Origin of the sequence: Rhodanobacter terrae, from assembly GCF_042657005.1 — a bacterium.
GTDB lineage: Bacteria > Pseudomonadota > Gammaproteobacteria > Xanthomonadales > Rhodanobacteraceae > Rhodanobacter > Rhodanobacter terrae.
Genome location: NZ_JBHSNG010000013.1, coordinates 1 through 26,107 on the forward strand (window position 1 = coordinate 1; position 26,107 = coordinate 26,107).

Annotated in this window: 18 protein-coding genes and 2 pseudogenes; 7 read left to right on the top strand and 13 right to left on the bottom strand. The window is 65.3% G+C overall.

The annotated features are described in order from the left end of the window. Positions 1 to 112 (top strand): annotated as a pseudogene (locus ACFPPB_RS12680) (IS1595 family transposase); the annotation flags it as partial. Positions 113 to 286: 174 nt separating this feature from the next. Here the strand turns inward: ACFPPB_RS12680 and ACFPPB_RS12685 are convergent. Then, positions 287 to 1,615, bottom strand: a complete 1,329-nt coding sequence (locus ACFPPB_RS12685; protein WP_377327609.1) for a Fic family protein — start codon at positions 1,613 to 1,615, stop codon at positions 287 to 289. Between the two features lie 99 nt (positions 1,616 to 1,714). Between ACFPPB_RS12685 and ACFPPB_RS12690 the strand changes: the two genes are divergently transcribed. Next, a complete protein-coding gene (locus ACFPPB_RS12690) occupies positions 1,715 to 1,852 on the top strand; it encodes a hypothetical protein (protein ID WP_377327611.1) in 138 nt (45 codons plus the stop codon). 114 nt (positions 1,853 to 1,966) lie between these two features. Here the strand turns inward: ACFPPB_RS12690 and ACFPPB_RS12695 are convergent, their stop codons facing one another. From ACFPPB_RS12695 to ACFPPB_RS12725, 7 genes are all read right to left on the bottom strand, one after another. Next, complete coding sequence (locus ACFPPB_RS12695; protein ID WP_377327613.1) at positions 1,967 to 2,389, bottom strand: YdeI/OmpD-associated family protein; 423 nt, start codon at positions 2,387 to 2,389, stop codon at positions 1,967 to 1,969. A gap of 641 nt (positions 2,390 to 3,030) precedes the next feature. After that, positions 3,031 to 3,873 (bottom strand): sulfotransferase family protein, encoded by an 843-nt coding sequence (locus ACFPPB_RS12700; protein ID WP_377327615.1) that lies wholly within the window; start codon positions 3,871 to 3,873, stop codon positions 3,031 to 3,033. Between the two features lie 82 nt (positions 3,874 to 3,955). Beyond that, positions 3,956 to 4,963 (bottom strand): LacI family DNA-binding transcriptional regulator, encoded by a 1,008-nt coding sequence (locus ACFPPB_RS12705; protein ID WP_377327617.1) that lies wholly within the window; start codon positions 4,961 to 4,963, stop codon positions 3,956 to 3,958. 16 nt (positions 4,964 to 4,979) lie between these two features. Further along, positions 4,980 to 7,709, bottom strand: a complete 2,730-nt coding sequence (locus tag ACFPPB_RS12710) for a glycosyl hydrolase 2 galactose-binding domain-containing protein (RefSeq protein ID WP_377327619.1) — start codon at positions 7,707 to 7,709, stop codon at positions 4,980 to 4,982. Positions 7,710 to 7,713: 4 nt separating this feature from the next. Next, the gene (locus ACFPPB_RS12715) at positions 7,714 to 9,099 is read right to left on the bottom strand and encodes an APC family permease (protein ID WP_377327621.1); all 1,386 of its coding nucleotides are present in this window, start codon (positions 9,097 to 9,099) and stop codon (positions 7,714 to 7,716) included. Positions 9,100 to 9,287: 188 nt separating this feature from the next. Further along, on the bottom strand, positions 9,288 to 12,503 hold the full coding sequence (locus tag ACFPPB_RS12720) for a TonB-dependent receptor (RefSeq protein ID WP_377327623.1): 3,216 nt from the start codon (positions 12,501 to 12,503) through the stop codon (positions 9,288 to 9,290). 12 nt (positions 12,504 to 12,515) lie between these two features. Beyond that, positions 12,516 to 13,511: a glucokinase gene (locus tag ACFPPB_RS12725; RefSeq protein ID WP_377327625.1), complete on the bottom strand. Its 996-nt coding sequence runs from the start codon at positions 13,509 to 13,511 to the stop codon at positions 12,516 to 12,518. Positions 13,512 to 14,009: 498 nt separating this feature from the next. Between ACFPPB_RS12725 and ACFPPB_RS12730 the strand changes: the two genes are divergently transcribed. After that, positions 14,010 to 15,035 (top strand): NAD-dependent epimerase/dehydratase family protein, encoded by a 1,026-nt coding sequence (locus tag ACFPPB_RS12730; protein ID WP_377327627.1) that lies wholly within the window; start codon positions 14,010 to 14,012, stop codon positions 15,033 to 15,035. A 56-nt stretch (positions 15,036 to 15,091) separates the two neighbouring features. Here the strand turns inward: ACFPPB_RS12730 and ACFPPB_RS12735 are convergent. Both ACFPPB_RS12735 and ACFPPB_RS12740 read right to left on the bottom strand, forming a co-directional pair. Further along, a pseudogene (locus tag ACFPPB_RS12735) lies at positions 15,092 to 15,768 on the bottom strand (hypothetical protein). Positions 15,769 to 15,828: 60 nt separating this feature from the next. Further along, positions 15,829 to 16,416 carry a DNA-3-methyladenine glycosylase I gene (locus ACFPPB_RS12740; protein WP_377327629.1) on the bottom strand — a complete coding sequence of 196 codons (588 nt, stop codon included), beginning with the start codon at positions 16,414 to 16,416 and terminating at the stop codon, positions 15,829 to 15,831. Positions 16,417 to 16,515: 99 nt separating this feature from the next. Here ACFPPB_RS12740 and ACFPPB_RS12745 point away from each other — a divergent pair, with 99 nt between their 5' ends. After that, positions 16,516 to 17,403, top strand: coding sequence for a DMT family transporter (locus ACFPPB_RS12745; protein WP_377327631.1), 888 nt, complete (start codon positions 16,516 to 16,518; stop codon positions 17,401 to 17,403). Between the two features lie 68 nt (positions 17,404 to 17,471). Next, entirely contained in the window at positions 17,472 to 18,590 is a 1,119-nt protein-coding gene (locus ACFPPB_RS12750; RefSeq protein WP_377327633.1) for a sterol desaturase family protein, read from the top strand. Here ACFPPB_RS12750 and ACFPPB_RS12755 read toward each other — a convergent pair. Both ACFPPB_RS12755 and ACFPPB_RS12760 read right to left on the bottom strand, forming a co-directional pair. Continuing rightward, complete coding sequence (locus ACFPPB_RS12755) at positions 18,587 to 19,573, bottom strand: pyridoxal-phosphate dependent enzyme (protein WP_377327635.1); 987 nt, start codon at positions 19,571 to 19,573, stop codon at positions 18,587 to 18,589. The two genes, ACFPPB_RS12750 and ACFPPB_RS12755, sit on opposite strands and share 4 nt — an antisense overlap. After that, positions 19,570 to 20,583 carry an aldose 1-epimerase gene (locus ACFPPB_RS12760; protein ID WP_377327637.1) on the bottom strand — a complete coding sequence of 338 codons (1,014 nt, stop codon included), beginning with the start codon at positions 20,581 to 20,583 and terminating at the stop codon, positions 19,570 to 19,572. Before ACFPPB_RS12760 ends, ACFPPB_RS12755 begins: the two co-directional genes overlap by 4 nt. A 73-nt stretch (positions 20,584 to 20,656) precedes the next feature. Between ACFPPB_RS12760 and pepN the strand changes: the two genes are divergently transcribed. Further along, positions 20,657 to 23,299, top strand: a complete 2,643-nt coding sequence (gene pepN, locus ACFPPB_RS12765; protein WP_377327639.1) for an aminopeptidase N — start codon at positions 20,657 to 20,659, stop codon at positions 23,297 to 23,299. 108 nt (positions 23,300 to 23,407) lie between these two features. Here the strand turns inward: pepN and ACFPPB_RS12770 are convergent, their stop codons facing one another. Beyond that, on the bottom strand, positions 23,408 to 23,608 hold the full coding sequence (locus tag ACFPPB_RS12770) for a hypothetical protein (RefSeq protein ID WP_377327641.1): 201 nt from the start codon (positions 23,606 to 23,608) through the stop codon (positions 23,408 to 23,410). A gap of 563 nt (positions 23,609 to 24,171) precedes the next feature. Here ACFPPB_RS12770 and mnmG point away from each other — a divergent pair. Next, on the top strand, positions 24,172 to 26,049 hold the full coding sequence (mnmG, locus tag ACFPPB_RS12775) for a tRNA uridine-5-carboxymethylaminomethyl(34) synthesis enzyme MnmG (protein WP_377327643.1): 1,878 nt from the start codon (positions 24,172 to 24,174) through the stop codon (positions 26,047 to 26,049). Positions 26,050 to 26,107: the final 58 nt, after the last annotated feature.

Here is a 26,107-nt window from a genome sequence, read left to right on the forward strand (position 1 = left end):
CTGTTACCGCTTCAATCGTCGCTTCGACTTGGCCGCCCTGGTGCCGCGGCTCATCGTCGCTGCCGCGCGGACGCCGCCGCTGAGTTATCGGCTCGCAACGTTGGATGCGTGATGTGGGGAATCAGGAATCGTTTTGACGACGGGTTTCGGCGCCAAGAGCGGACACTGGTAACTCCAGCCTGGCTCCGTTTCTTTCGTCAGCGGCCCGTTAAGGGGCGTTGCGCGTCGTGTCCCGAATGGGGACACACCTGAGGTCCGGCGGAGCGTCACTCGGGCAAGCGCTTTGCTAAACACGCAGTCGCTTTTCGAGATCCGGTGCCGAAGCAAACACGAAAGCCTTTCCCTCACGAAACTGGTGCAGGAATCCCCCCTCACTCAGCGAAAGCAAATCGGCTCTTGCCGTTTGATACGACGTGCCGTGGCTCCTCCGGTGCATTTCGATGGTAAAAACTTTCTTTGGATTTTTGAGGGCGTTCAACAGAAGCGCCCTTTGTCTGTGGTTGATCTGAAGAGCCAGTGGACTGCCAGGTTTCAGCAATGCCGCCGCTGCTGCCTGCTCCTTTTGCTTCCGCATGATGTACCGATGTACACCATCGATTGCTTCGAGAAGGACATCCAGCTGATGAGCCACAAAGTAGGTTGTGTCCGCATCGTCCGTCTCCGTGTACAAGTACGACCGCATATATTGGGCGGGAGCCCGCTTCAAAATGGTTGAGATCGACAAATACTCTGCCATCCAGAAGCCTGACCTCAGAAGAGACCAATAAAAGAGCGTTCTAGCCGTCCTGCCGTTCCCGTCCACAAAAGGATGGTCGTAGCCAATTTGAAAGTGAATCAAGATCGCTCGCACCACGGGATGCACGAAGTGCTCACCATCATCTGACTGATTCGCGAAATCGCACAAGGACCGCATTCGTTGTTGCAGCTCCCTGGCAGGCGGTGGCACATGAAGAACGCGGCCGGTCTCATCCTCGATTACGATGTCTTCCGAGGGCAAGCGGAATCTTCCCGCACACCCTTCGTCGTCAAGTGTTCCATCTGCCAGCGTGCGGTGAATTTCAAAAATGGCCTCGGGCGTCAGGGGCTGCTGCCGCCATTTTTTCAGCTCGCGCATGGCCATATAGTTGTTGAAGATCATGCGTTCGCCGTAATCACGTGGTTCTCTTCCACTTCGAAGCATGTCTTTTGCAACCTGGGTGGTCGTCGCCGCCCCTTCCAGCTGCGAGGAAGTCATTGCCTCCTCCATCAACGACCGAACGAGGTAGTGTTCCCGAGTGACCTCCGACTGGGTGGCATCCTGGCCACGAAGAGCACCAGCGGCATCGCGTCCAATCAAGAACAATTTCCGCTGTATGCTGTCGCTCAGGACCACGGCAAATGGATTGCCTGTCTTGTCTTTCACGGGCATTTCCTGGCGCAACCCGCGGCGGGCCATTTTGATGCCCAGCCACCACTCCTCGGACGTCAGGCCTTCAGGAGGCGTCAGATGGCGTAGCTGATCCCAATGCTCGTACCGTCCCTTTACCTCCGGACCCGGCTTGGCGCGAAGGATTTTGCGGATATCGAACCTGTCAAACAGGTCGCCAAATGCAGGGGGCGCCATCGGGAGTTTCATAGTTCACCTATCACTTTATTACTAAAACATAGTCTTTTTAGTAGTAAATTGACAGCGTCATCGCCGTTGCCCTCGCGAGTCACCTAGCTGATCCGCACCGTGCGCTTAGACGCCACCGCCGCGGTGACTGCCCGCTACCTGCGCGTCACCGCGCAGAACTACGGATTGCTTCCTGTCGGCCATGAGGGCGCGGGCAAGCCGGCCTTCCTGTTTACCGACGAGATTCTGGCGCAGTGAAACTCACGGATGATTTCGCTTGCACGCCCTGTCAGTGGGCGTCAGGGGAATTGGATGACGAGCGAAGCAGGCGCCAAGTCGTTTCGATGCAGCACCTTGTCAGGCCGGCTTGCGCTACGGATGGATTTTTTCGCCGCGACTCGGCATGTCGATGAATTGGAAAATCTTCCTTGCACGCGTTTCAGCGCGTTTCACGTTCTGGATCCTAAAAAGAATGGCGTACCGGTTCTGGCTATCGAGGGTCGCAAAGAACTGCTTGACCTTCGGATTCATGTCGAGAGCCTGCTGCAGATCGTCAGGCACCGTCGATGTGCTTGCAGATGAATAGGCAGCTTCCCAGCGCCCATCGTGCTTGGCACGATCGATTTCGCGAAGCCCGCTGGGCTGCATCCTTCCGGCCGAGATCAACGCCTCGGCCTTTGCCTTGTTGATCTTCGACCAGAGGCTTTTTGCAGTCCTTGGCGTGAACCGCTGAAGCCAGTAGTGCTCGCTTTCAGCTTGCTTCTGGCCATCTATCCAGCCGCGGGGCCATGACAAAGGGCGCCTTCAAGTGCCTGGGCATAAGTACGGGGGGAGTCCGCCGTAGTTGGCCCACTCTTCGCGCACACCGGGTTTCGTCACGTGCGATGGCTCCAGCCGCCGCCCATGTACATCGCTCATGATGTCGCGCAGCTTTTCCACGTCGCGGACGATGGCATCGCCCATGATCGACAGTGTGACGTCGGATATACGAGCAAAAAAAACCCACCAGTTTGACGGAGGTGGGGACCGCTGTTCGAGGAGTTTCTACGCTCCTTGTATTCGGGTCTGCTACTGCCTGGAGGGGTGTCAAGACAGGTTTGTGGCTATCGCCGTCGTCCATGACAAGGTGGAGAACCTCACCCCGTTTTTGATTGCCGTTGCTGTTGCTGTTGCCTTTGATCTTCAACCCCTTGTGAGGCAGTGATTCGTGGACGACAGGCCCGCAGGGGCGTCGGCATGGATGCCGGCGCCTTTTCGTCAGGACAGGAGTCCTGTCGAAAAGCCCGGCCGCGGCTCACGGCCTTGTCGGGCGAAGCCCGGCAAGCGCCGAGGAGGGTGGCCTCTCTTTTGGTGACTTTTCTCTGGCCACGCAGAGAAAAGTTACTCGCCCTCCGCAGGAGGACGAAACGCTCTTGCTCTACAAGCGGTAGTGCCGCCTAAACGATCGGCACCTGACTAACATTGTTCTTCGGATCCATCCAGAACGACTCGTTGACGAAGCGCGCAAAGATTTCGCGCGGCAGGATCGAGGTGCGCTCGACCGGTTCCACCTTCGGGCGCACGGTGTGCAGCCCGGGCATGCCGACGCGAGCGTCGAACTCGTCAGCCTGGAAGGCGATGTTTTCGAAGTCGTGTTCGAACCAGGGTTCGCCGATGAACTGGTAGACCGCGCGCATGGCGGCCGAGGGATTGCGCACCAGGCTTTCGTAGGTCAGCAGCAGCAGGTGGCCGGGGGCGTATTGGCCGTAGAACGCGTCCTTGGTCGCCTGGAAGGCGAAGCCCACCATGCCGCGCGGATCGGTCAGCGCCTCGACGCGGGAGTACACCGTGGTGTTGGTGTCGAAGCGGAACACCTTGCTGACGCCGACCGGTTGCCGGCGCACCAGCCGTTCCATGCTGTCCAGCACCCAGGACAACTGGCGCACGCACGCGATGACCTTCGCTTCGGGGAACAGCGTTTCCAGCAACGGCATCCGGCTGCACCACAGCCGGCTGGTATCGAACACGACGCCGGCATCGGCGTGCACCGCATGGAAGTTTTCGACCAGGCCGCGCAGCATCGCGACGCGCTGCTCGTCGGAGACGTCGAAGGAAAAATCGTTCTTGCTGCTGGCCTCGGCGATCACCATGCCCATGATGTCGGCCAACGGGCTGGTCATGCCGGCCCGGAACCGCGGGTTCTGGTTGAGGATGGCGGCCAGCAGCGTGCTGCCCGAGCGTGGCAGCCCGGAAATGAAGTGGAACTTCCGGGCCGGCGTGGCGGCGTCGTGGGCGGGCATGCGGGCACTCTCCTGTGGATCGGTGACGGGTACGGCCGAAGGACACCCTGCGGGGGCCTTTCCGGATGGTAAAGCGACCGGGCTACGAGATGGGCGCCGTCGAGGCCCGGATGCGCATCTTGTAGTCGACCTCGACCATCCTGGCCTCGCCCTTGTTCAGTACGCGCAGCAGCAGCTCCTGGGTCGCGCGACGGCCCATCTCGCGCACGGGCTGATGGACGGTGGTGAGCGGCGGCCACACCTGCGTCGCGATGGTCGTGTCGTCGAAGCCGCAGATGGAGATGTCGCGCGGGATCGACACCCCCGCCTCCGCGGCCGCCCAGATCGCACCGACGGCCATGTCGTCATCGCCGGCGAACACGGCGGTCGGCCGCAGCGGCAAGGCCAGCAGCTGGCGCATGGCCGCCACGCCGGACTCGAAGGAGAACCGGCCCTGCACCATGTAGGCGGGGTCTTCCTTCAATCCCGCGCGCTCGAGGCCGTCGCGGTAGCCGGCCAGGCGCCAGACGCCGGCGCCGTGTTCGGGGTCGCCGAGAATGTGCGCGATGCGTCGATGGCCCAGTGACACCAGGTGCTCCACCATCGCCGCGGCGGCTTCGCGCTCGCGCAGCATCACGCCGATGCAACCCTCGGGGTGGCGCGGCGCGATCGAGGCGAACGGCACGCCATTCCGGTGCAGGCAATCGAGCAACTGCGGGTGATCGGTGAGCGGCGGCGTGAGGATCAGCCCATCGGGCCGTTGCCGCGATAGGATGTCCTCGACGCGCTCGACGAAGTCCGCCGCGGTGGACACCAGCGGCTGCACCATCATGCTGTAGTGCTGCGCCTCGCACGCCTCCAGCACGCCGGCCTGCACTTCCATGATGTAGCTGGGCGAGCGGTTGTCGTACAGCAGGCCGATCATGAAGGAGCGATTGGTGGCCAGGCTGCGCGCCGAGGTGAGCGGCCGGTAGTTGAGCTCCGAGATCGCGGCCAGCACGCTCTGGCGCATGGAGGCGCTCACGTTCGGATCGTTGTTGAGCACCCGCGAGATGGTCTTCTTCGATGTGCCGACGGCACGGGCGACGTCGGTGATGGTCACGCGCGTCATGCGGGTCTGTCCTGGTTCAATGCTTCGTTCCTTGCGCAGCAGTCACGCCTTCTTCGACGACGATCGGGAAGCTGCGCGTGGGCGCGTTCCACCCACTGACCTCGACGACAGGCGCCGCGCCCCCCTGCCCTGCATGGCGCGCCGTCACGGTCAGCGATTCGCCCGGCCACAGCGTCACGTCGTTGTCGCTCCACAGGATAGGAAGCACCAGTTTGCCACCAGCGGCCTGGCGGATCGACAGGTGCTGGAACAACGCCACGCCCCTGGCCGACGCAGGCATCGTCAGGGTCACGCTGACCGTTTCTTCCGCTCCCACATGCCGCATCGACGCGCGCACCTCGCTGGTCACCGCCGGCAGGGACTGCAACGCGGTGAGGTCCGCGTAGTGCGTCACCGGCGTGAGGTACCAGTTCGAATGCGCCCAGTCGAGCGTGTCCGCTTGCGTGGAGAGCCAGTACACGTTGCGGCTGATCGGGCGGTCATCGGCGGAAGCAAGCTCGAGTTCGACGAAGTACGTCGGCGACAGCCCGGCCGGCGCCGGCAAGGTCGCCACTTGCCGCGTGCCGTTGCCGGCCAGGTCGATGTGCTGCACGCGCCGCTCGTAACGCACGCTGCCGTCCAGGTTGCGCACGCGGATGCGCGCCTGCAGGCCGTGCTCGTCGATGAGCGTCTGGTTGACCAGCACCACCGCGCGGGTGTCGTACGAGTACTGGATATGCTCCGGCTCGTTGGCCTTCCTGGCGCCGAAGTAGGCGCCGGCGGGATTCATGTAGTAGTCGTACAGATGCCAGTGCAGCGACGGCCAGGCGTTGTTGAGCATCCAGTAGATCACGCCGGTCGAGGGGTTGGCCGCGTCCCGGTGCGCGTTGTATGCCTCGAATTGCGCGCGGGTGTTGTCGTAGTTGTCGAGCTGGGCCTTGGCCACGTAGTCGGCGAGGCTCTTCGGCGCGCCATAGCGTTTGGCCAGCGCCGTGGCGAATGGGGCGATGCTGGCGAAGGTCGACCAGTCCGCGGCGGCGTGGTACTGCCGCAGCTCGGGGTGCTTCCACAGCGCTTCCTGTTCCTGCGGCGACAGCATGCGGGTGAGGTCTTCCAGCCGCGGGATGTCGGCGCCCGCACTGGTTTCGGAATTGAAGCCGAACGCACCGCCGAGCTTATCGGCGTACCAGTAGGAGGGCGGCACCCAGGCGTAGGGCCCGGTCATCTTCATGCCGGACGGCCCGGTCTCGGCGGTGGCCTGGGCCACCGCTGCCGCGATGATCGGCGCGGGCCAGTCCTCCGCTTTCAAGGTGTCGACGTACATCTTCGCGAGCGCCGGTGGCGGCGCATTGTCGCTGCCGATCAGGAAGCCGATCACCGACGGATGGTTGCGCAGCAGGCGCGCTTCGCTGGCCACCGAGGCCTGCGCCACTTTCATGTCCGTCGCATCCCACGGCGCGCCGCCGGTCTTCGCCGCCGACTCCCATTTGTCGCAGCATTCCCAGCCGGCCAGGATCATGATGCCGTCGCGGTCGGCGAGCTCGTAGAAGCGAGCGTTTTCCAGCTTGCCTTCGCTGCGGATGGTGTTGAGCCCGAGGTTGCGGACGTAGCTGAACTCGGCCTCCATCCGTGCCGGATCGTCGCGCAGGAACATGTCCGGCGCCCAGCCGCCGCCGCGGATCAGGATCGGCATGCCGTTGACGAGGAACTGGCGATAACCCTGCTTGGTCAGCCGGGAGCTGACGCTGCGGATGCCGAACATGGCGCCAGCTTTGTCGGAGGTCGCGCCATCGACGCTGGCGGCCAGCTGCAGCGAGTACAGCGGGTGGGCGCCCATGCCGATCGGCCACCAGACGTTGGGATGGCTGAGCTCGAGAGCCGGATCGGTGCTGGGCGTAAACGAGACGGTCTGCGTTTCGCCGGCGGCGAGGTGGATCGTCCGCTGCAGCGAAACGCCGGCCACCACGCCCGTGATGGTTGCCTCGTGCGCCACCGCATCGAGGTTGCGCGCTTCCACCTTCACGTTCAGCGCGGCATGCGCGAGATCGGGCAGCGACAGCGCCGGCATCACGTGCGCAAAGCGCAGCTGTACCGGTCCGCTCTGCACGATGTCCACGCCGCGCCACGGGCCCATGTTGTTGTCCGGCGGCGTGGGGTTCCAGTCGACCCAGCCGATCGACAGGCTCCGCCGCGGATCGGCCGGATGCACGCGCAGTGCGAGGATGTTGGAGCCGGCATGCACCCATGGCGTCACGTCGAGCTCGTGCACGGGATAGGCGCCTGCGACGCTGGCCTGGTCCGCGACCAAGTGCCCGTTCACCCACACATCGGCGCTGGCGATCATGCCGTTGGTGCGCAGTAGGGTGTGCCGTCCATGCTTCGCCGCGGGCAGGCTGAACTCGGTGCGATACCACCAGGCGTTCACGAACAGGCTGCCGCTGGCATCGGGCGCCTGCACGGCGCGCAGGTTGTCGCTGTAGAACACGTCCTGGTACTTGCCGTTCTCCAGCAGGCCCGCCATCACCGTGGCGCGGCCGCTGACCGGGTACCAGCCTTGGGTGGAATATCCGGCAGAGGAAATCTCGGCGCCACTTTCCTGCGCCTTGTCGCTGGCCTGGATCTGCCAGCCGGCCACGGCGGTGGTGGTGCCGGCACCACCGTCCACCCGCGTGGGCGCGAAGGCGGTGCCGGCGCGAGCGGGCAGAGCGACCGTCGCAGCCGCCAGCGCTGTCATGGTCACGAACAATGTTTTGGCCAGGATGCGCATGGCGTCAGTCCTTCTCGAGATAGGCTTCACGGATTTCCAGTGGCGCGAACGGCCAGGAGCGGTTGACCTTCGCCCAGATCGCGAATACCACCAGGCCGGCCACGATCCAGATGCCGGACAGAATCAGCGACAAGGTGGACGCCGAAACATAGACGTAGATCCAGCCCACCAGCGCGATCACGCACGGCACCGGATACAGCCATTGCCGGTACGGCCGGTGCAGCCCCGGTTGGCGTTGGCGCAGCACCACCAGCGCGGCGATCTGCGCGATGAACTGCACGATGATGGTGGCGGCCAGCAGCATGTTGATGACTTCGGTCAGGTCGAAGAACGTGCCGACGGCCGTCAGCACGCCCATCGTGAGCAGCGCCACGTGCGGAAAGCCGTGCTTCGCATGCAGCTTGCCGAACACCGACAGGAACACTTTTTCGTGCGCCGCCTGGAACGGCACGCGCGAACCGCCGAGCAGGCCGGCGAACACCGAGGCGAACGCCGTCACGATGATCAGGAGGGTCATCACCGCGGCCGCCGTGTGGCCCCAGCTGTGCTCCACCACCAGCGACGCCACCGAGGTGGAGTGGGCGATCTCCTGCCACGGCGCCACGCCGAGCACGCTGATGTTGAGGATCAGGTAGACGAACATCATCGCGATTACCGAGATGATGATGGAGCCGGGCATGGTGCGGCCCGGGTCGCGCAGCTCGTCGCCCATGTAGGCGGTGGTGAAGTAGCCGAGGTAGTCGTAGATGCCGATGATCAGCCCGGCGCCGAGGCCCACGAAGAACTTTCCACCGAACATGCCTTGCGGATAGGTGAAGGCGTAGGCCGGGTGAAAATCCGAGAAGCCCGCCGCCGATACCCCGATGACGGAAAGCAGCATGATTACCCACAGCGCGATGGTGATCACGCGAATCGACTCGATCCGCCGGTACAGCAACAAGGTGACCAGCGCGGTCGCCGCCAGGCTGATCAGGTGCACCTCCCACCAGCTCAGATGCGGAAAAAAGAACCCAAGGTACTCGACCATGCCGATGATGCCGGTGGACATCAGCAAGGGGATCGTCAGCAGCACCGTCCAGATGAACAGGAACGGCATCAGCTTGCCGGTGCGGTATTGGAAGGCTTCGCGCAGGTAGACGTAGGTACCGCCGGAGCCGGGCATGGCCGCGCCCAGTTCCGCCCAGACCATGCCGTCGGCCACCGCCAGGATGGCGCCCACGATCCAGCCGATCACCGCCTGCGGCCCGCCCATGGTGGCGACCATGATCGGGATGGTGATGAACGGCCCGATGCCGCACATCTGGGTCATGTTGATCGCGGTGCCGGTGAACAGGCCGATCGAGCGATGGAAGCTGCTGCCGCGGGTGGATGCTCGGGTTTGATCCTGCATGTCAGCCTTCGTCGTGGGACGCGGTCGGAACGAATGGGAGAAGTGCGTGAAGGCTAGCCTGCTGGCAGGCCGCCTGGCGCACGCGGCACGCGTCAGCCTCGACCCGTGGTGGACTCGAAGCAACGGCGGAAGCGAAGGCGATCATCCGGAAGCCTGTCGCGCGTGACATGCTTCCGGGCCCCTTTCCGTCACCACTGCCCGCGGATACCGACCATGAACATGCGTTCGGAGAAGTTCGAATGCGCCGGCTGGTCGGGCCACACCAGGTAGTAGCGCTGGTACTCGTTGGTGAGGTTGGTGCCGTCCACGAACAGCTCGGCCGACTTGGCGATCTTGTACGAGACCGATGCGTCCAGATACTTCTGCGGCGCCTCGTACATCTCCATGCCGCTGATGCCGCCCACGTCTTCCGACACGGCGCGTCGCGAGCGGTAGTTGTAGGCGAGGCGGGCCTGGAAGCGGTCGTCCTGGTACCACAGGATGAAGTTGCCGGACTTGGTCGAATTGTCCTGGAATGGGATCTTGTGCCCGGCCAGGTCGGTGGCTCCCGAGTTGCTCGGCGCGTAGGTCGCGTTGATCTCCATGCCGGTCTTGGACAGGATGCCGGGCAGGAAGGTGAAGCCCTGGCGGTAGTCGAACTCCATGCCGTGGATGCTGTTGCCGGTGCCCTGGATCGGCTCGCTAATGGTGACGCAGTGATTGCGCACGACGCCATCCTCGTCCGGCAAGGTGCAATCGATGACGCTGCCGCTCTTGATGAAGCTCTGCACGTTGATGCGGAAGAACGCGAGGCTGAGCATGCTGGTAGGGTTGATGTAGTACTCGAGCGAGGCGTTGTAGTTCTTCGAACGCCACGGGTCGAGCTTGGGGTTGCCGCTGGAGCTGCCGGCCGCCACGCGGAACAGCGGCCCCTGCGGGGTCTCCACCAGCGAATAGTTCAGCTGTAGCCCGCCGCCCCAGGTGCTGAGGTCAAGCGGCATCATGTTCTTGGAGTAGGCGAGGCGGAACTTCAGGCTGTCGGTGAGATCCAGCGCGAAGTTGGCCGCCGGCAGATAGTCCTTGTAGCTGCGTTGCGTAATCTGGGCGCCGATATCGGCCGGCTCGGTGCCGTAGGCGCCCGGGGCGCCGGTGAGACGCTGGGTGATGCCCAGGTTGGTGCGGATCACGCGCATGCCGACGTTGGCGCTGTACGGCATGCTGCCCAGGCTGCCGTCGAAATCGGCCTGCAGGTAGGCCGAGGTTTCCTTGATGCCCACCGCCCAGGTGGTGCCGGGCTCGCCCTGCCGCTGGGTCTGCGGATAGAGCGATTTCCAGTAGGCCTCGGGGTTGTCCATGGCATGCGGATCGATCGCCCAGAAGGTGATCCCCGAGCCGAGCAGGTTGGTGTACTTCTTCCAGTTGTTGGACAGCGGCCCGGGCGCGTTCGGAATCTGCAGCGCCGATATGGGGCCGGCGCGGAAATACCCCTGTGCATTGCCCGCGGTGCACGAGCCGCTGTTCAGCACCACGTCCGCGCCCACGTAACGCACCAGGCAACCGTTCGGGTCGCTGGCGCCCATGCCGGCGTAGACCGGGGTGACCAGCGTGTAGCCGATGTTGTCGGCATGGCGGATGCTGTTGCGCGCGCCGAAATCCAGCTTGATGCCGTCGCCGAAGTCGTAGTGCCCATCGAGCCGAAGCACGTTGAGGGCGACCTTGCGGTCGTAGTCGCCGGAAGACTCCAGCGTCTTCATCGTCCAGCCATTGGGGTCGGCGAACTGGTTGGCCAGCGACGAGGGCAAGCCCACCGTCAGGTAGCGGCCGCGCAGGTCGGCGACGATCGGAACCGTATTCTGGGGCATGCCGTTGGCGTTGAAGACGCGGTTGCCGCCGAGCTGGTCGGGAAAGACGTAGGTGCCGGGCGGCACGGCGGAGTCGGGTACGCCGTCCATCAGCACGTTGGACCACAGGCCGCCATCGGAATTGGAGATATTGACGTCGGTCTCCACGTTCGACTGGCGCGCGGTATCGTGGATGCCGCGAATGCCTGCCGTGAAGGGCCCGCCGTCGTCGAAATCCAGCTGGGCGTTGAAATTCTTCGCGGTGGAGTCCTTCCGCGTGACCTGCGAGAACGATTCCACGTCGCCCGGCCACTTTTGGTAGACCTGGGTGGTGTACAGGTGCGTGCCGTCCCAGCCCGGCTCGGGCGTGCCGTAGGAGCCGGCCACCGGGCTGCCGGTGTCGCGCGACTGCAGCGGCACGTAAGTCGCGCCCTGCCAGTTGGTGGAGTTGATCTGGATGCCGACGTTGCGGTCGAACTGCTTCTGTTGCGCGTAGAAGTAGTCGCTGGTGAAGGTGAATCCGCTGCCCAGGTCCATCTGGAACGAGGCGCTGCCTGACTTGCGCTTGCGCTGGGTGGTGATGTCGTACAGGCCGATGTTCTGGCTGCCCATGAATACCCCGTTGGATTTGCCGTCGCCATTGACGTCGACGCTGCCGTCGGGGTTCTGCACGATCTGCGACGGAATCGGCGCGCCGTTCCACGGCGTCAGGAAGCCGTTGTAGCCGCCCGCGCTGGCCGCGTTTTCACCGTTCAGGACCACGCCGTACTGGTCGAGACCCTCGTTCGAATTCGACCGCGTGGTGTCGGAATAGTCGGCGGAAACCAGCAGACCCCAGTGGCCATCGGCGTTGTAGGAGACCAGGCCATTGGCTTCCGGTCCCCACTTGCTGCTGCTGCGCCCGCGTTCCCCGTCGGCGGAGTAGCTGTAGGTGAAGCCGCTGGGTAGGTCCCACGGGCGATAGGTGTGCAGGTCGAGCGCGCCGCTGATGCCGCCGTCGGTGGTGCTGGCGGTGGGCGACTTGATCACGTCCACGCCGTGGAACAGCGTGGCGGGCAGCATGGTGAAGTCGGGCTGTTGCGAGTCGATCTGATCGGCGGTGATGAACGATTCACCGTTCAGCATCGTGCCCACCTCGGGCAGGCCGCGCACGTCGACCGTGGTGCCCACGCCGGCGTCGCGGTTGATCTGCACGCCGGTGACGCGTTGCAAGGCATCGGTGATGGTCACGTCGGGCAACTGGCCGATGCTCTCGGCCGTGATGCTGTCCTGGATGCCCGGCGCCTGGCGCTTCAGTTCGATCGCGCGCATCTGCGAGGCGCGTACGCCGACGACGGTGACGGCAGACAACGCGACCGCATTCTTCGCGTCCTTGTCTGCCGTACCGCTCTTTTTCTTGGGCTCGACTTTGCTTGCATCGGGCGAGGACGTTGCCGACGCGTCTTGCGGCGCGGCGGTCTGCGGACCAGCGGCATCCACCGGCGTGCCCGTGCGCGGGGATGCCGCCGCCGAGGTCGCCACCGCCGCCAGCAAGGACATCGATACGGCCAATGACAAGGGGTGTCTGCGATGTAGGGTGGACATGTGCCTTACCTCTTAGGTTGATGCCTGCCGCGCCGCCTGGGGCACGCCACGCCTGAGATACCACTGGGCCGCACCGAGCACGCCGTGGCGGCCGTGTTCGGTGACCCACACCGGAACCTGCGAAAGGAATGCGCGCACGCTGCGTCCGTGCAGGAACCGCTCTTCGAACGCGCTGTGCTCGAGCAACGTGAACATGGAATGCAGGAAGCCACCGGCCAGATACACGCCACCGGTGGTCATGAAGGTCATCGCCAGGCTCCCGGCGAAACTTCCGAGCGACGCGCAAAAGATCTGCACGGTTTCCACCGCCTGCGCGTCACTGCAGGCCGCGGCCGCGGCGGTGATTTCCTCGGGCGTGGCCAGCCGCGGCGTTTCGCCTCGCAAGGCGCACAGGGCTCCATACGTAGTCAGCAGGCCGGGACCGGACACGATGCGTTCATACGCCACGTAGCCGCCGTGTGGCGCCAGGCAGGCAAGCACCTCGCGTTCGCGCACCGAACCGGGTGCGAAATCCATCTGGCCGGCTTCGGTCGCCAGCACGTGGCCGCCTGCCGCGGCGGGCAAGCGCACGGCCGCGCCCAGGCCGGTTCCCGGCCCGATCACCAGCACCGGGCCATCGGTTCGCATGGTCGGTCCGCATAGCAGCCGGGAGCCACCGGTCGGCCCGTTGCCGAGCGCGTATCCCAGGGCCTCGAAGTCATTGAGGACGGCAACCTCGTCCAACGCCAGCGCCTGGCGCAGCTGCGCCAGGTGGATCGGCCAGGGCGAGTTGTCGTTCAACACCTCGTCGCCCGCCACGTGCCCGGCACAGGCGAGTACGCAATGGCGCACGCTGGTTCGCACGTCGCTGTCCACGAACGATTGCAACAGCTCGGCCAGTCCGTCGAACTGCGCGCAGGCGAGCTTGCGATAGGCAAGCACGGCGACCTCGCGCCCCTCGTCGGCGGACATCTGCATCAACGCGACGCGGGCAAACGTCCCGCCCACGTCGGCTGCCAGAAATGGCATCGCCGGGACGCGCGCCGGTAGCTCTGAATGAGTGATCGTCAGGTTCAATGTGCCTCCCCGCACCGGAACGGCACCAGATTGGGATTCATTGTCACCGGTGTCAACTTGCAAAGCAGCATGCAATAAATCAAGGGAAGCAAGCATGCAAGTAGCGGATAAAACGCGTCATATGCCTGGTTCGCTCGACCCTGTCGGCAGCGGTCTGGTTGCGTCGCAGCATTTGGGTGTTCGAGGCCTGTGGATCGCGCGAGGATCGGAACAGCCGCCCGCCATCCTTCCGCCGCACGCGGCCCATGACGCTCAAGGCCGGAAGTGGCGGTGGCGGCGGAGGCCTGTTCCGGCCCGGCGCGGCGACCGGCCGGACGACCTGCCCGAGCTCGGCGGCAACTGCCATTTGCCGTTGCGATTGCGCGATGATCCAGCGGGCGCAGGAGGCCGGTGACGGACGACGGCGGCTCACCTTGACAGCGCTACCTTGCCTGGCTACCTGGAGGATCCATGTCTCGAATCATCGTCATCGGAGGCAGCGGACACATCGGTGCCTATCTGATCCCCGCGCTGGTGGAACACGGGCACGACGTGGTCAATATCAGCCGCGACCAATCCGGCAAGTACCGCCCGCATCCGGCCTGGCGATCCGTGGAACAGGTCACGCTGGACCGCATGGCCGAAGAACGATCGGGAAGGTTCGCCTCGTGCGTGGTCGAACTCCGCCCCGACATCGTCGTCGACCTGATCTCGTTCGACCTGCCCAGCACGCAGAGCCTGGTGCATGCGCTGCGCGGGAAGGTCGAACATTTCCTGCATTGCGGAACCATCTGGGTGTACGGCCATAACGCGGCCATCCCGGCGGATGAAGACGACCCGCCGAATCCCTTCGGCGAATACGGCATCAACAAGGCGGCCATCGAGGCGTGGCTGTTGCACGAGTCTCGCCGCACCGGTTTCCCGGCCACGGTGTTTCGGCCGGGCCACATCGTCGGGCCGGGCTGGACGCCCATTGGTCCGTACGGCAACGTCGACGTGGAGGTGTTCTCGCGGATGGCGCGCGGCGAGGAAATCTCGCTGCCGAACTACGGGCTGGAAACGCTCCATCACGTGCACGCGGATGACATCGCGCAATTCGTCATGCGTGCCGTGGCCAACCGGTCCGCGTCCGTCGGGGAGGCCTTCAATGTCGTCGCGGAGAAGGCATTGAATCTGCGTGGTTACGCCGAGGCCATGTTCCGCTGGTTCGGACGGGAGCCGAAGATCCGCTTCCAGCCTTTCGACGAATGGAAGGCCGGGCAGACCCGCGAACAGGCGGAGCAGGCCTGGGAACACATCGCGCGTAGCTCGTGCATGTCGATGGAGAAGGCACGCCGTCGCCTCGGTTACCAGCCACGCTATACGAGCCTGGCCGCCATACAGGAAGCGGTCTTGGCATTGATTGCCGCCGGCGATGTTCAAGTTGGACCGATAACCGACGCGCACCTGTCGTTGACCATGCTTACAGGAAGCAGACCCCTGCCACCGGCCGGTTAGGGTCGAGACGAACGCCTCTCTGACCCCGTCCACCTCGCCGCCCACGTTCTCGAAGTTCACGTGCATGCCATCGGGCGTGGCCGTCCTGAGCTGGTGCGTGAAGTCCGCAGCCTTGTAATCGACGGCAGCATCGAAACGCAGTTCGTCGATCTGGTAACGGCACTTTCGGCGCCGCCGACCAGGCGCGCGCCCATGATCTTGTCGATCTGTCCGACGATGGAACCAACCGGGCCGGCCGCGGCGGAAACCACCAGGGTTTCACCGGCCCGCAACGGGGCGATGTCGGTGAGTCCGTAGTAGGCGGTGACGCCGCTCATGCCGCAGGCGCCGAGCAGGGCGGGCAGCGGAATGCCGGGATCGTCGGGCAGGCGCACATAGTCCTTGGCGCGCTCGTGCAGGACCAGATAGTCCTGCCAGCCAGCGACACCCTGTACCAGGCCGCCTACCTGGTACGGCGTCGAGCGCGACTGCACCACGCGGCCCAGGCCGAGCGCACGCATCACCTCACCGATCGCCAGCGGTGGCGGGTATCGCGGGATGTCACGAATCCACACGCGCTCGGTCGGTCCCTCGACATGTACAGCATGCGCAGCGGTACTTCGCCGTCCTTAGGTTCGGGTACGACCTCTTCCACCAGATCGAAATTCCCGCGCTGCACCAGGCCTTCGGGGCGGGTTTTCAGGCAGAGCTGGCGGTTGATGATGGACATGGGGAATCTCAGGGAACGGCGCATGGAGTAGCAGCAAGCACGCTCAGCAGCTGGGCCGACTCTTCCCACGACGTTGACGGCACCCTATTTGCCCACGCAGACCTTGTGCCGGAAACATCCCACCAGATGATCGTTGATCATTCCGGTCGCCTGCAGCAGCGAATAGCAGATCGTGGTGCCGACGAAACGAAAGCCGCGCTTCTTCAGCTCCTTGCTCATGCGATCGGATAGCGGCGTGCTGGCCGGCACCCTTCCCTTGTCGCGCCAGTGATTGACCAGGGGCTTGCCGTCGACGAACGACCACAGATAGACGTCCAGACTGCCGAACTCCTCGATCGCCTCGAGCGCGGCGATCGCATTGTCGCGCGTGGCGGTCACCTTCAGCCGGTTGCGGATGATGCCGGGATCGAGCAGCAATTTTTCCAGTTCGCGATCCTTCATCGCAGCGACGCTGGCGATCTCGAAGTTGTGGAACGCCTTGCGATAGTTCTCGCGCTTGGCCAGCACAGTGCGCCAGGACAGCCCGGCCTGCGCGCCCTCCAGGCACAGAAACTCGAACAGGGCGTGGTCATCGTGCAGCGGCACGCCCCATTCGGTGTCGTGGTAATCGCACATCAATGCATCGCTGCCGGTGGCCCAGTGGCAGCGTGTCGGGTCGGATGTCTTGGTCATGAGAGGCACAGGATGGGTGGGGCAACGGGATGGATGAGCGCGCCGGCACAACGTAGCCGACACCGCTAAACTTGTCGCCCCTTTACCGCGGGTTCCCGCATGTCGCCTTCCTCATCGCCACGACGCGGCGCGGTGCTCGCGCTGATCGTCACTATCCTGGTCTGGGCCTACAGCTGGGTAGTCATGAAGCAGGTGCTGGCGCATGCGGGGCCGTTCAACTTTGCCGCGCTGCGCTACCTGCTTGGCGCGGCGGTGTTGTTCGCGGCATTGTTGATCTCGCGGCAGTCGATGCGGCCGCCGCCGCTGTTGCCGACGATTCTGATCGGGCTGTGCCAGACCGCCGCGTTCCAGGGGCTGGAACAATGGGCGCTGCTTGACGGCGGTGCCGGCCACGTGGCCTTGCTGGCCTACACCATGCCGTTCTGGGCCGTGCTGCTGGCATGGCTGCTGCTGGGTGAACGGCCCCATCGGCGGCACTGGTTCGGTCTGGCGCTGGCCGCACTGGGCCTGCTGTGCATCATCGAGCCGTGGCATGGCATGGGCAGCGTGCTGAGCACCACCTTGGCGATTGCCGGCGGCCTGGCGTGGGCGGCCGGTACGGTGTTGAGCAAGCGGCTGTTCCGCCAGCAGACGTTCTCGGTGCTCAGCCTCACCGCGTGGCAGATGCTGGCCGGTGGCGCGGCGCTCGCCGCCGTCGCACTGGTCGTGCCGCAACGCCCGATCGACTGGAACTGGGCGTTCATCGGCGCACTGGCCTATAGCGTGGTGCTCGCGTCCAGCCTGGCATGGTGGCTGTGGTCCATCGTGCTGCAGCGCCTGCCCACCACGGTGGCCAGTCTGTGCAGCCTCGGCGTGCCCATGGTCAGCGTGCTGCTGGCGTGGCTGATCCTGCACGAGCAGCCGACCCTGATGGAAGTGCTCGGCATCGCGCTGGTGCTGCTGGGGCTGATCGCGGTGAGCGGAGTGGGCGCGCGGCGCCGCCCCTGACAGCCATTCAGCACGCGGCCTTTCGCGTGGCGATATGATGCACAGCTGCCGAAGCCGAAGAAACGCCGATGTTCGATTTATCCCAAATGTGGGCTCACTGGGTCAGCTGGCTGAGTGCTCACGCGGTCGTGCCGCTGCTCGCCGTGCTGCATCTGGACGGCCTGGCCGGCGACCCGAACGACATCGCCGCCTCGCTGCTGATCGCGACGCTGCAGGTGTGCATCATCGGATTCATCTTCCGTCCACTGGAAACCTGGTTCCCCGCCGAGAAATGGTCGGATCGCCGGCTGACCCTGGTCGATCGCAACTACACGCTGCTGATGCTGCTCGGCATCTTCCCGTTGTTCACCTATCTGGTGCTGACCCCGTTCAGCCATCTGTTCGGCGGTGCCGACAGCGCCACTTCGAGCACCGGCTCGCCGCTGGCGCTGACGCACTGGGTGCCGTGGTTCAACCAGCATCCGTTCGTGCTGTTCGCGGCGTACTACGTGGTCTACGACTTCGTGTACTACTGGATGCACCGCACCCAGCACGCGATCCCGTGGTGGTGGGCACTGCACAGCATGCATCACAGCACGCGCCAGATGAGCTGCTGGACCAACGACCGCGGCAGTCTCGTGGACGGTTTCATCCAGTCGATGATCCTGGCCGTGGTGGGCCTGGTGATCGGCGTGGATCCGGACCAGTTCGCGTGGCTGATGCTGATCGGCGAACTGGTGCAGAACCTCTCGCACACCAACACGCGCATCGGCTTCGGCAAGGTGTTCGAGCGGGTGTTCGTCGATCCTAAGTTCCACCGCCTGCACCACATGCTGGTCGATCCCCAGCGGCCGACCCTGCACATCTGCAATTACGGCCAGGTGCTCTCGATCTGGGACGTGCTGTTCGGCACGGCGCTGTACGGCATGGCGCCGCGGCCGACCGGCGTGGGCGATCCGGTGGTCGATGCCGACAACAACTACGGCCTGGTCGGCCTGCACTGGGCGGCGCTGAAGCGTTTCTGGGGTGCGGTGCGCCGCATCGAGGGCTGGAGGCCGGGCGAGGTGGCGTTCGGCGAAGACTACCGTCCGATCCCGGTCAGCCAGCTGGATCTGCATGCGTTCATACACGAGCCGCCAGCCGAGGTTGCCGTCGAACCGCCATCGGCCGGCAGCAATACCCCGCAAACCGAGGCGGCACTGGGCTAACCGGCGTCGCGCCAGGGCAACGCTTGCAGATCCACGTTGCCGCCGCTCAGCACCACGCCGATGCGGCGCCCGGCGAACCGCTCGCGCTGCCTGAGGATCGCCGCCAGCACGGTGGCGCTGGATACCTCGACTACCTGCTTGAGCTCCGACCACAGCAGCTGCATCGCCGCGACGGTTTCCGCGTCGCTGACGGTGATCACCTCGACCCCATGCATGCGCAGCGCATCGAGATTGCGCTCCCCGATCAGCGCACGCAGGCCATCGCAGATCGTGTCGGGCACCACCGTGGTCACGCGCGCAGCGTGCGCCAGCGATCGAGCCGCATCGTCGGCGCCTTGCGGCTCGGCGCCGAACAAGGCCAGCGCGGGATCGATCGCATGCGCGGCGATCGCCACGCCGCTGGCCAGGCCGCCGCCGCCGACCGGGGTGATCAGCGCATGCAACCCGTCCGCCTGCCGCAGCAGCTCCAGCGCCAGCGTGCCCTGTCCTGCCATCACCCGGGTATCGGCATACGGATGCACCATCACCGCACCGGTAGTGCGCTGCACGTCGGCAGCCATGGCCTCGCGGGCGGCCTGGGTCGGCGCGCAGCGGTGCAGGATCGCGCCGGCGCGTTCGATCGCTTCGACCTTGGCCCGCACCGCGCCTTCGGGCACCACCACATGCGCGGCGATGCCGCGTGTGGCCGCGGCCAAGGCCAGCGCATTGCCGTGGTTGCCGGACGAATGCGTGACCACGCCGCGCGCGGCCTGTTCGTCACTCAGCGACCACACCGCATTGCAGGCGCCACGGAACTTGAACGCGCCGCCGCGCTGCAGGTTCTCGCACTTGAAGTACAGCTCGGCGCCGCTCAGCGCATCCAGCGCCGTGCTGCGCAATACCGGAGTCACTCGCGCATGCGGCGCGATGCGCGCGGCGGCATCGCGGATCTGTTCGACGCCGGGCAGCACGTCCCTCGCCGTATCCACGGGCTGCGCACTCATGACAGCTCGACCTCCACGCCACAGCGGAAACGGCGTTCGGCGCCGGGCTCCAGCCGGATCGCCTCGGCGCATTCGGGCCGGTTGTACGCATCGGCCATGCACTCCATCGGCTCCAGCGCGATCGCCTTGCGCACGTCGCGGCTCACCGTGTCGGCGGTGAACGCGTGCATCACGCCATGCTCCTGCCACACCGCGATGCCGAAGCCCCGGGAAGGATCGCGCAGGCGGGTGCGGATGCGGCCGTCCGCCTCGACGTCCAGATCGGTATAGCCCTGATCGAGGATGCTGTCGCCGAGCCGGCGCGGCTCGCGGAAATCCAGCGCCGGCGCGTCGTCCAGCGCCACGTACGCTGCGGCGCCGGGCAGTGCGATCAGGTTGGCGTCGGTGCGGATCAGGGTCTGTGCGGGAATCTGCAACTGCCAGCCGTCGACCAGGTCGCCGGCCAATCGGAAGTAGGGGTGCCAGCCGAAGAAGCACGGCGCGGCGCTGGCGCCGACGTTGCGCATCCGCGCTTCCAGCGTGATCCCGCCGGCGTCCAGCATGAAGGTCACGCTGAGGTCGATCGCATGCGGATAGCCCGGCTGCGGGCGGATCGCCGCGGTACTCAACGTGACCTTTGCGCCGTGGTCGTCGGCGGCCAGCGTGTCGATGTCGAAATCCACGTTGCGCAGGAAGCCATGCCGGCACCCCCGCGTGGCGCCGACGACGCCGGGCTGCAGATCTTCCGGCCGGCCATCGAAGGTGTAGCGCGCGTCGGCGATGCGGCCGGCAAACGGCGCCATGATCGCGTAGCGGGAACCCTGACCGGCGACGATCTCGGCCGCATCGCGATAACCGTCGGCGAGGTCGTGCATGCCTCCCTCGAACGGCACCTCGAAACTGAGCAGCGCCGCGCCGTGCAGGGCAATGCGCACGCGTCGGTGGTCGGTGCTGTTGGTCAGCACCACGATGGCCTGGTCGCCCAGTTGGGCCCGTTCCGCGCCGTAGCGCGCCGCGCTCGATGCCACCATGGAGTTCTCCTGCTGTTGAAAGCACCCCATGTTAACCTGATCAATCCCCAGCCCCCATCGTTATCGTTTCGCCATGCATGCACTTCCAGAGCAATCCACCGCATTGATACGCCTCAGTGATTACCGCGCGCCCGCCTGGCGCGTGGAGACAGTCGAGCTGGATTTCGATCTCGGCATCGATGCCAGTGAATTGTCGGCACGCCTGCTGCTGCGTCGCGATCCATCGCAGAACGCGCCTCTGCGGCTGGACGGCGAGAACCTGCAGCTGCTGTCGATCGCTCTCGACGGTCGCCAGTTGCCCGCCACCGCGTATCGCTATGCCGGCAATGGGCTGGAAGTGGATGGCGCCCGTGACGGCAGCGTGCTGGAAACCCGCGTGCGGCTGCGTCCGGCGGCGAACACCGCGCTGGAAGGCTTGTATCTGTCCGGCTCGCGCGAAGCCGGCTTCCTGCTGACCCAATGCGAGGCCGAGGGCTTCCGCCACATCACCTTCTTCACCGACCGGCCCGATGTGCAGTCTCGCTACAGCGTCACCTTGCGCGCCGACCGTGCGCGCTTCCCGGTGCTGCTGGCCGGCGGCAATCCCGACGGCAGCGGCGAACTGGAAGGCGGCCGGCACTGGGCGCGCTTCGTCGATCCGCACCCGAAGCCGAGCTATCTGTTCGCGCTGGTTGCCGGCAGGCTGGAAAAGATCGAACGCGACTATGTCACCGCCGAAGGCCGCGCCGTGCAGCTGAAGATCTGGGCGGAAGCCGACGCGATCGACCGCTGCCACTACGCGATGGATGCGCTGGAGCGCTCGATGCGCTGGGATGAGCAGGCGTACGGGCGCAACTACGACCTGGACGTGTTCCACGTCGTCGCCACCCACGACTTCAACATGGGCGCGATGGAGAACAAGGGCCTCAACATCTTCAACGCAAAGTGCCTGCTGGCCGACCCGGACTCGACCACCGACGACGAATACCGGCATGTCGAGGCGGTAGTCGCGCACGAGTATTTCCACAACTGGAGCGGCAACCGGGTCACCTGCCGCGACTGGTTCCAGCTGTCATTGAAGGAAGGTCTCACGGTGTTCCGCGAGCAGAGCTTCTCGGCCGACATGAACTCCGCGCCGCTGAAACGCATCGAGGACGTCTCGCTGCTGCGCCGCGCGCAGTTTCCCGAGGACGCCGGCCCGCTGGCGCATCCGGTGCGTCCGGCCCAGTACAGCGAGATCAACAACTTCTACACCGCCACCGTGTACGAGAAAGGCGCCGAGCTGGTGCGCATGCTGGCCGGTGCGCTGGGCAAGAACGGTTTCCGCCGCGGCATGGATCGCTATTTCGAACGCAACGACGGCCGCGCCGCCACGCTGGAAAATTTCCTCGCCGCACTGGGCGACGCCAATGGCACCGACCTCACTCCCTACCTGGCCTGGTACGGCCAGGCCGGCACGCCGCGGCTGAGCGCCCGCGGCCGCCACGATGCCGCCCGGCATGAGTACACGCTGACGCTGGCCCAGCACGTTGCAGGACCGGAGTCCCGGCCGCCGCTGCCGATCCCGGTCAAGCTGGCGCTGTTCACGCATCATGGCGACATGCTTCCTCTGCATCTGGACGGCCAGACATCCAAGAGCCCTAATGAACTCGTCGTGGCGCTGACCCAGGCCGAACAGGATTTCGTCTTCACCGACGTCGTCACCGCACCGGTGCCGTCCCTGCTGCGTGGTTTTTCCGCCCCGGTGATCCTGGAGTGCGAATACACGCCGGACGAGCTGGCCTTGCTGTTGGCCCATGACGTCGACGGCTTCAATCGCTGGGAGGCCGGCCAGCAGCTGGCCGCGCGCGCCTACGAGAACCTGCGTGACGACACCTCGGCCGACGCCTTGCATGCCTGGTGCGAAGCGCTGGCGTCGCTGTTCGACAACCCTTCTATCGACGATGCGTTGCTGGCCGACCTGCTGACCCCGCCGGGCGAAGTAGAACTGGCCGAACGCGAAACGGCGATCGATCCGCAACGCATCCATCAATTGCGCCAGGACCTGCAGCAGCGACTGGCCGAACGGCTGGGCGCCGATGCCTTGCACCGGCGTTACCAGGCGCTGGCCGCGCATACCAGCATCGAGCTGGATGCGCTCAGCCAGGCGCGCCGCCGCCTCAAACGCCGCGCGCTGGAATTGCTGTATCTGCTCGACAGCCCGGAAGCCTGTCGGCTGGCCGCCGCCCAGTACCGGAGTGCGCCTGGGATGACCGACCGGCTGGCTGCACTGACCGTGCTGGTACGCGGCAATGCCACACAGGCTTCAGCGGCGCTGCTCGATTATCGCGAACGCTACGCCGACAACGCGCTGGCGCTGGACAAATGGTTTGCGGTGCAGGCGCAGCTGCCGGGCGAGCCTGCGCTGGAGCGTGTACTGCTGCTGGAGCGCGACGCCGCGTTCACGCTGAAGAATCCGAACCGGGTGCAGGCCTTGCTGGGCGCGTTCGTGCGCGGCAACCCGAGCGGATTCCATCGGATCGACGGTGCCGGCTACCGGTTGCTGGCCGAACGGCTGACGAAGCTGGACACGTTGAATCCGCAGGTGGCGGCGCGGCTGGCCACGGCATTCAACGGCTGGCAGCGGCTGGAGCCGTTACGCCGCGAGGCGGCGCGTGCGGCGATCGTGGAACTGGCCCGGCACGACGGGCTGTCGCGCAACCTGACCGAAATCATCGGCAGCGTGCTGAATCATTGATAGGCGCCGACGCCGCCGACGCCGCGGAACATCTCGTTGCCTCATCCTGCCGCGCGTGGTGGCATGCCCCCTCGCTGCACGCTACGTGGGCCGAGACGGATGTTTCGCTCAGACGGACAGGTGATCGAGCGCTTCGAGCAGGCTCTGCATGCGCGATTCCAGGTCGGGCTGCAGTGCGCCGCGCTCGTTGTCCTCGCGCTCGCTCAAGCCGTCGATCGCCATCTCGACCTGACCCAGCTCGATCAACAGATCATGGTGCGGATAAACCGGCTGGAAATCGAAGCTCATGTCCATGACATACCCCTTCATCGTGGTTTGCCGTGAACGTTGCAACCGCCGTGCCAATATGTGATGGGCGTCGCGGTCGATTCAGGGTGGCCATCACAGCACTGACGCAATGCGTCATCTGCTGCCCAGGCCCGACACAAATTTCCTTTTCAGTCACTCTTTGTTCACACGTTTGCGGCGAACATCGCCCCGAGTTTGACGCCAGCGATTACCGGTTTCTGGCGTCCGGCAATACGGTCATCCTGGATTCCCCCTGTTCCTGAGACCGCCGGGCGTCAGATCTATCAGCACAAGGCCCCGCAGCTGCAAAGCTGCGGGGCCTTGTCATTTAGGCCTTTGCGAAGTCTGCGGACTCCACAAAAGGCGACGGCACCCCGAGAGGTGCCGTCTTGCTTCCTTTCCTGGTACGCGATCGAACCCCTGTCCGTCCGATCTCGGCGCGCGTAGTCGCGCAGCGTCTGCCCGTGAAAGTGCTGTCGGAGTGAAGCAGGAAACATGCCAGTCCGGCCGGCCCGCTGGCATGAGGTCGACGGCGTTACCATAGCGCCCCGTTTCGTCACTTTTTGCGTGCTCAGGGCAGTTCGATGCGCCACCCCACTCTGTACGACGTCATCGTGATCGGCGGCGGCCATGCCGGTACCGAGGCCGCGCTGGCGGCCGCGCGCGCCGGTGCGCGCACGTTGCTGCTCAGCCACAACATCGAGACGATCGGCCAGATGAGTTGCAACCCGGCGATCGGCGGCATCGGCAAAGGCCACCTGGTCAAGGAGATCGACGCGCTGGGCGGCGCGATGGCGCATGCGGCCGACCGAGCCGGCATCCAGTGGCGCACGTTGAACGCGTCGAAGGGGCCGGCCGTGCGCGCCACCCGCTGTCAGGCCGATCGCGCGCTGTACAAGGCGGCGATCCGCTGTATCGTCGAGACCGAGCCGAACCTGCAGCTGTTCCAGCAGGCGGTGGACGACCTGATCATCGAGCACGGCCGCGTCACCGGCGTGGTCACGCAGATGGGCTTGTCGTTCGGCGCCAATGCGGTGGTGCTCACCGCCGGCACCTTCCTCGCCGGCAAGATCCACATCGGCCAGGCACAATACGCCGGGGGTCGTGCCGGCGATCCGCCGGCCAGCGCGTTGGCGCAGAAGCTGCGCGAGCTGCCGGTTGCCGCCGACCGCCTGAAGACCGGCACGCCGCCACGCATCGACCTGCGCAGCATCGACTTCCGCGGCCTCGAGGAGCAGCCTGGCGACGATCCGGCGCCGGTGTTCTCCTACCTCGGTACGCGCGACGAACATCCGCGCCAGGTCAGTTGCTGGATCACCCACACTTCCGAGCAGACGCATGAACTGATCCGCGGCGCACTGGACCGTTCGCCGCTGTACACCGGGCAGATCGAAGGCGTCGGGCCGCGCTACTGCCCGTCGATCGAGGACAAGGTGGTGCGCTTCGCCGACAAGTCGTCGCACCAGATCTTCATCGAGCCGGAGGGCCTCGACACATTCGAGGTCTACCCGAACGGCATTTCCACCTCGTTGCCGTACGACGTGCAACTGGCCTTGGTGCACTCGATCAAGGGATTCGGGAAGGCACACATAACCCGTCCCGGCTACGCGATCGAATACGACTATTTCGATCCGCGCGGCCTGCAGCCGTGGCTGGAAACCAAGGCGATTCCCGGCTTGTATTTCGCCGGCCAGATCAACGGCACCACCGGCTACGAGGAGGCCGCCGCACAAGGCCTGGTCGCCGGCCTCAACGCCGCGCTCGCGGCGCAGGGCAAGGCGCCGTGGTATCCGCGCCGCGACGAGGCGTACATCGGCGTGCTGATCGACGACCTCACCAGCAACGGCACGATAGAGCCGTACCGCATGTTCACCTCGCGTGCCGAATACCGGTTGCATTTGCGCGAGGACAACGCCGACCTGCGCCTCAGCGAGACCGGCCATGCCTTGGGCGTGGTGCCGCAGGCGCGCTACGACGCGTTGCGCGCCAAGCGCGAGGCGGTCGAACGCGAGCTGCAACGCCTGGGTGGATTGTGGGCTACACCGGGCAACGTGCTGGGTGCCGCGGTCGAGCGCCAACTCGGCATTACCGTCAGCCGCGAGACGAATGCGATGGATCTGCTGCGCCGGCCCGAACTCGATTATGCGCAACTCACCTCGGTGGCCGGACTGGGACCGCCGGTGGCACGCGACGACGTCGCCGCGCAGGTCGAAGTGCAGGTCAAGTACGCCGGCTACCTCGAGCGCCAGCGCGAGGAAATCGAGCGCCAGCGCCGGCATGAGCACACTGCGATTCCCGCCGGCTTCGACTACGACAAAGTGCGTGGATTGTCCGCCGAAGTGCTGCTCAAGCTGAAACGCACGCTGCCGGCCACGCTCGGCCAGGCGGCGCGCGTCAGCGGCGTCACACCCGCGGCGATCTCGCTGCTGCTGGTGCACCTGAAGCGCCGCGACGCCGCGTGACTGCCGCAGATCCGCTCGGCGCCCCACTCATGGCATCATGCCCACTTCGACCAGCATG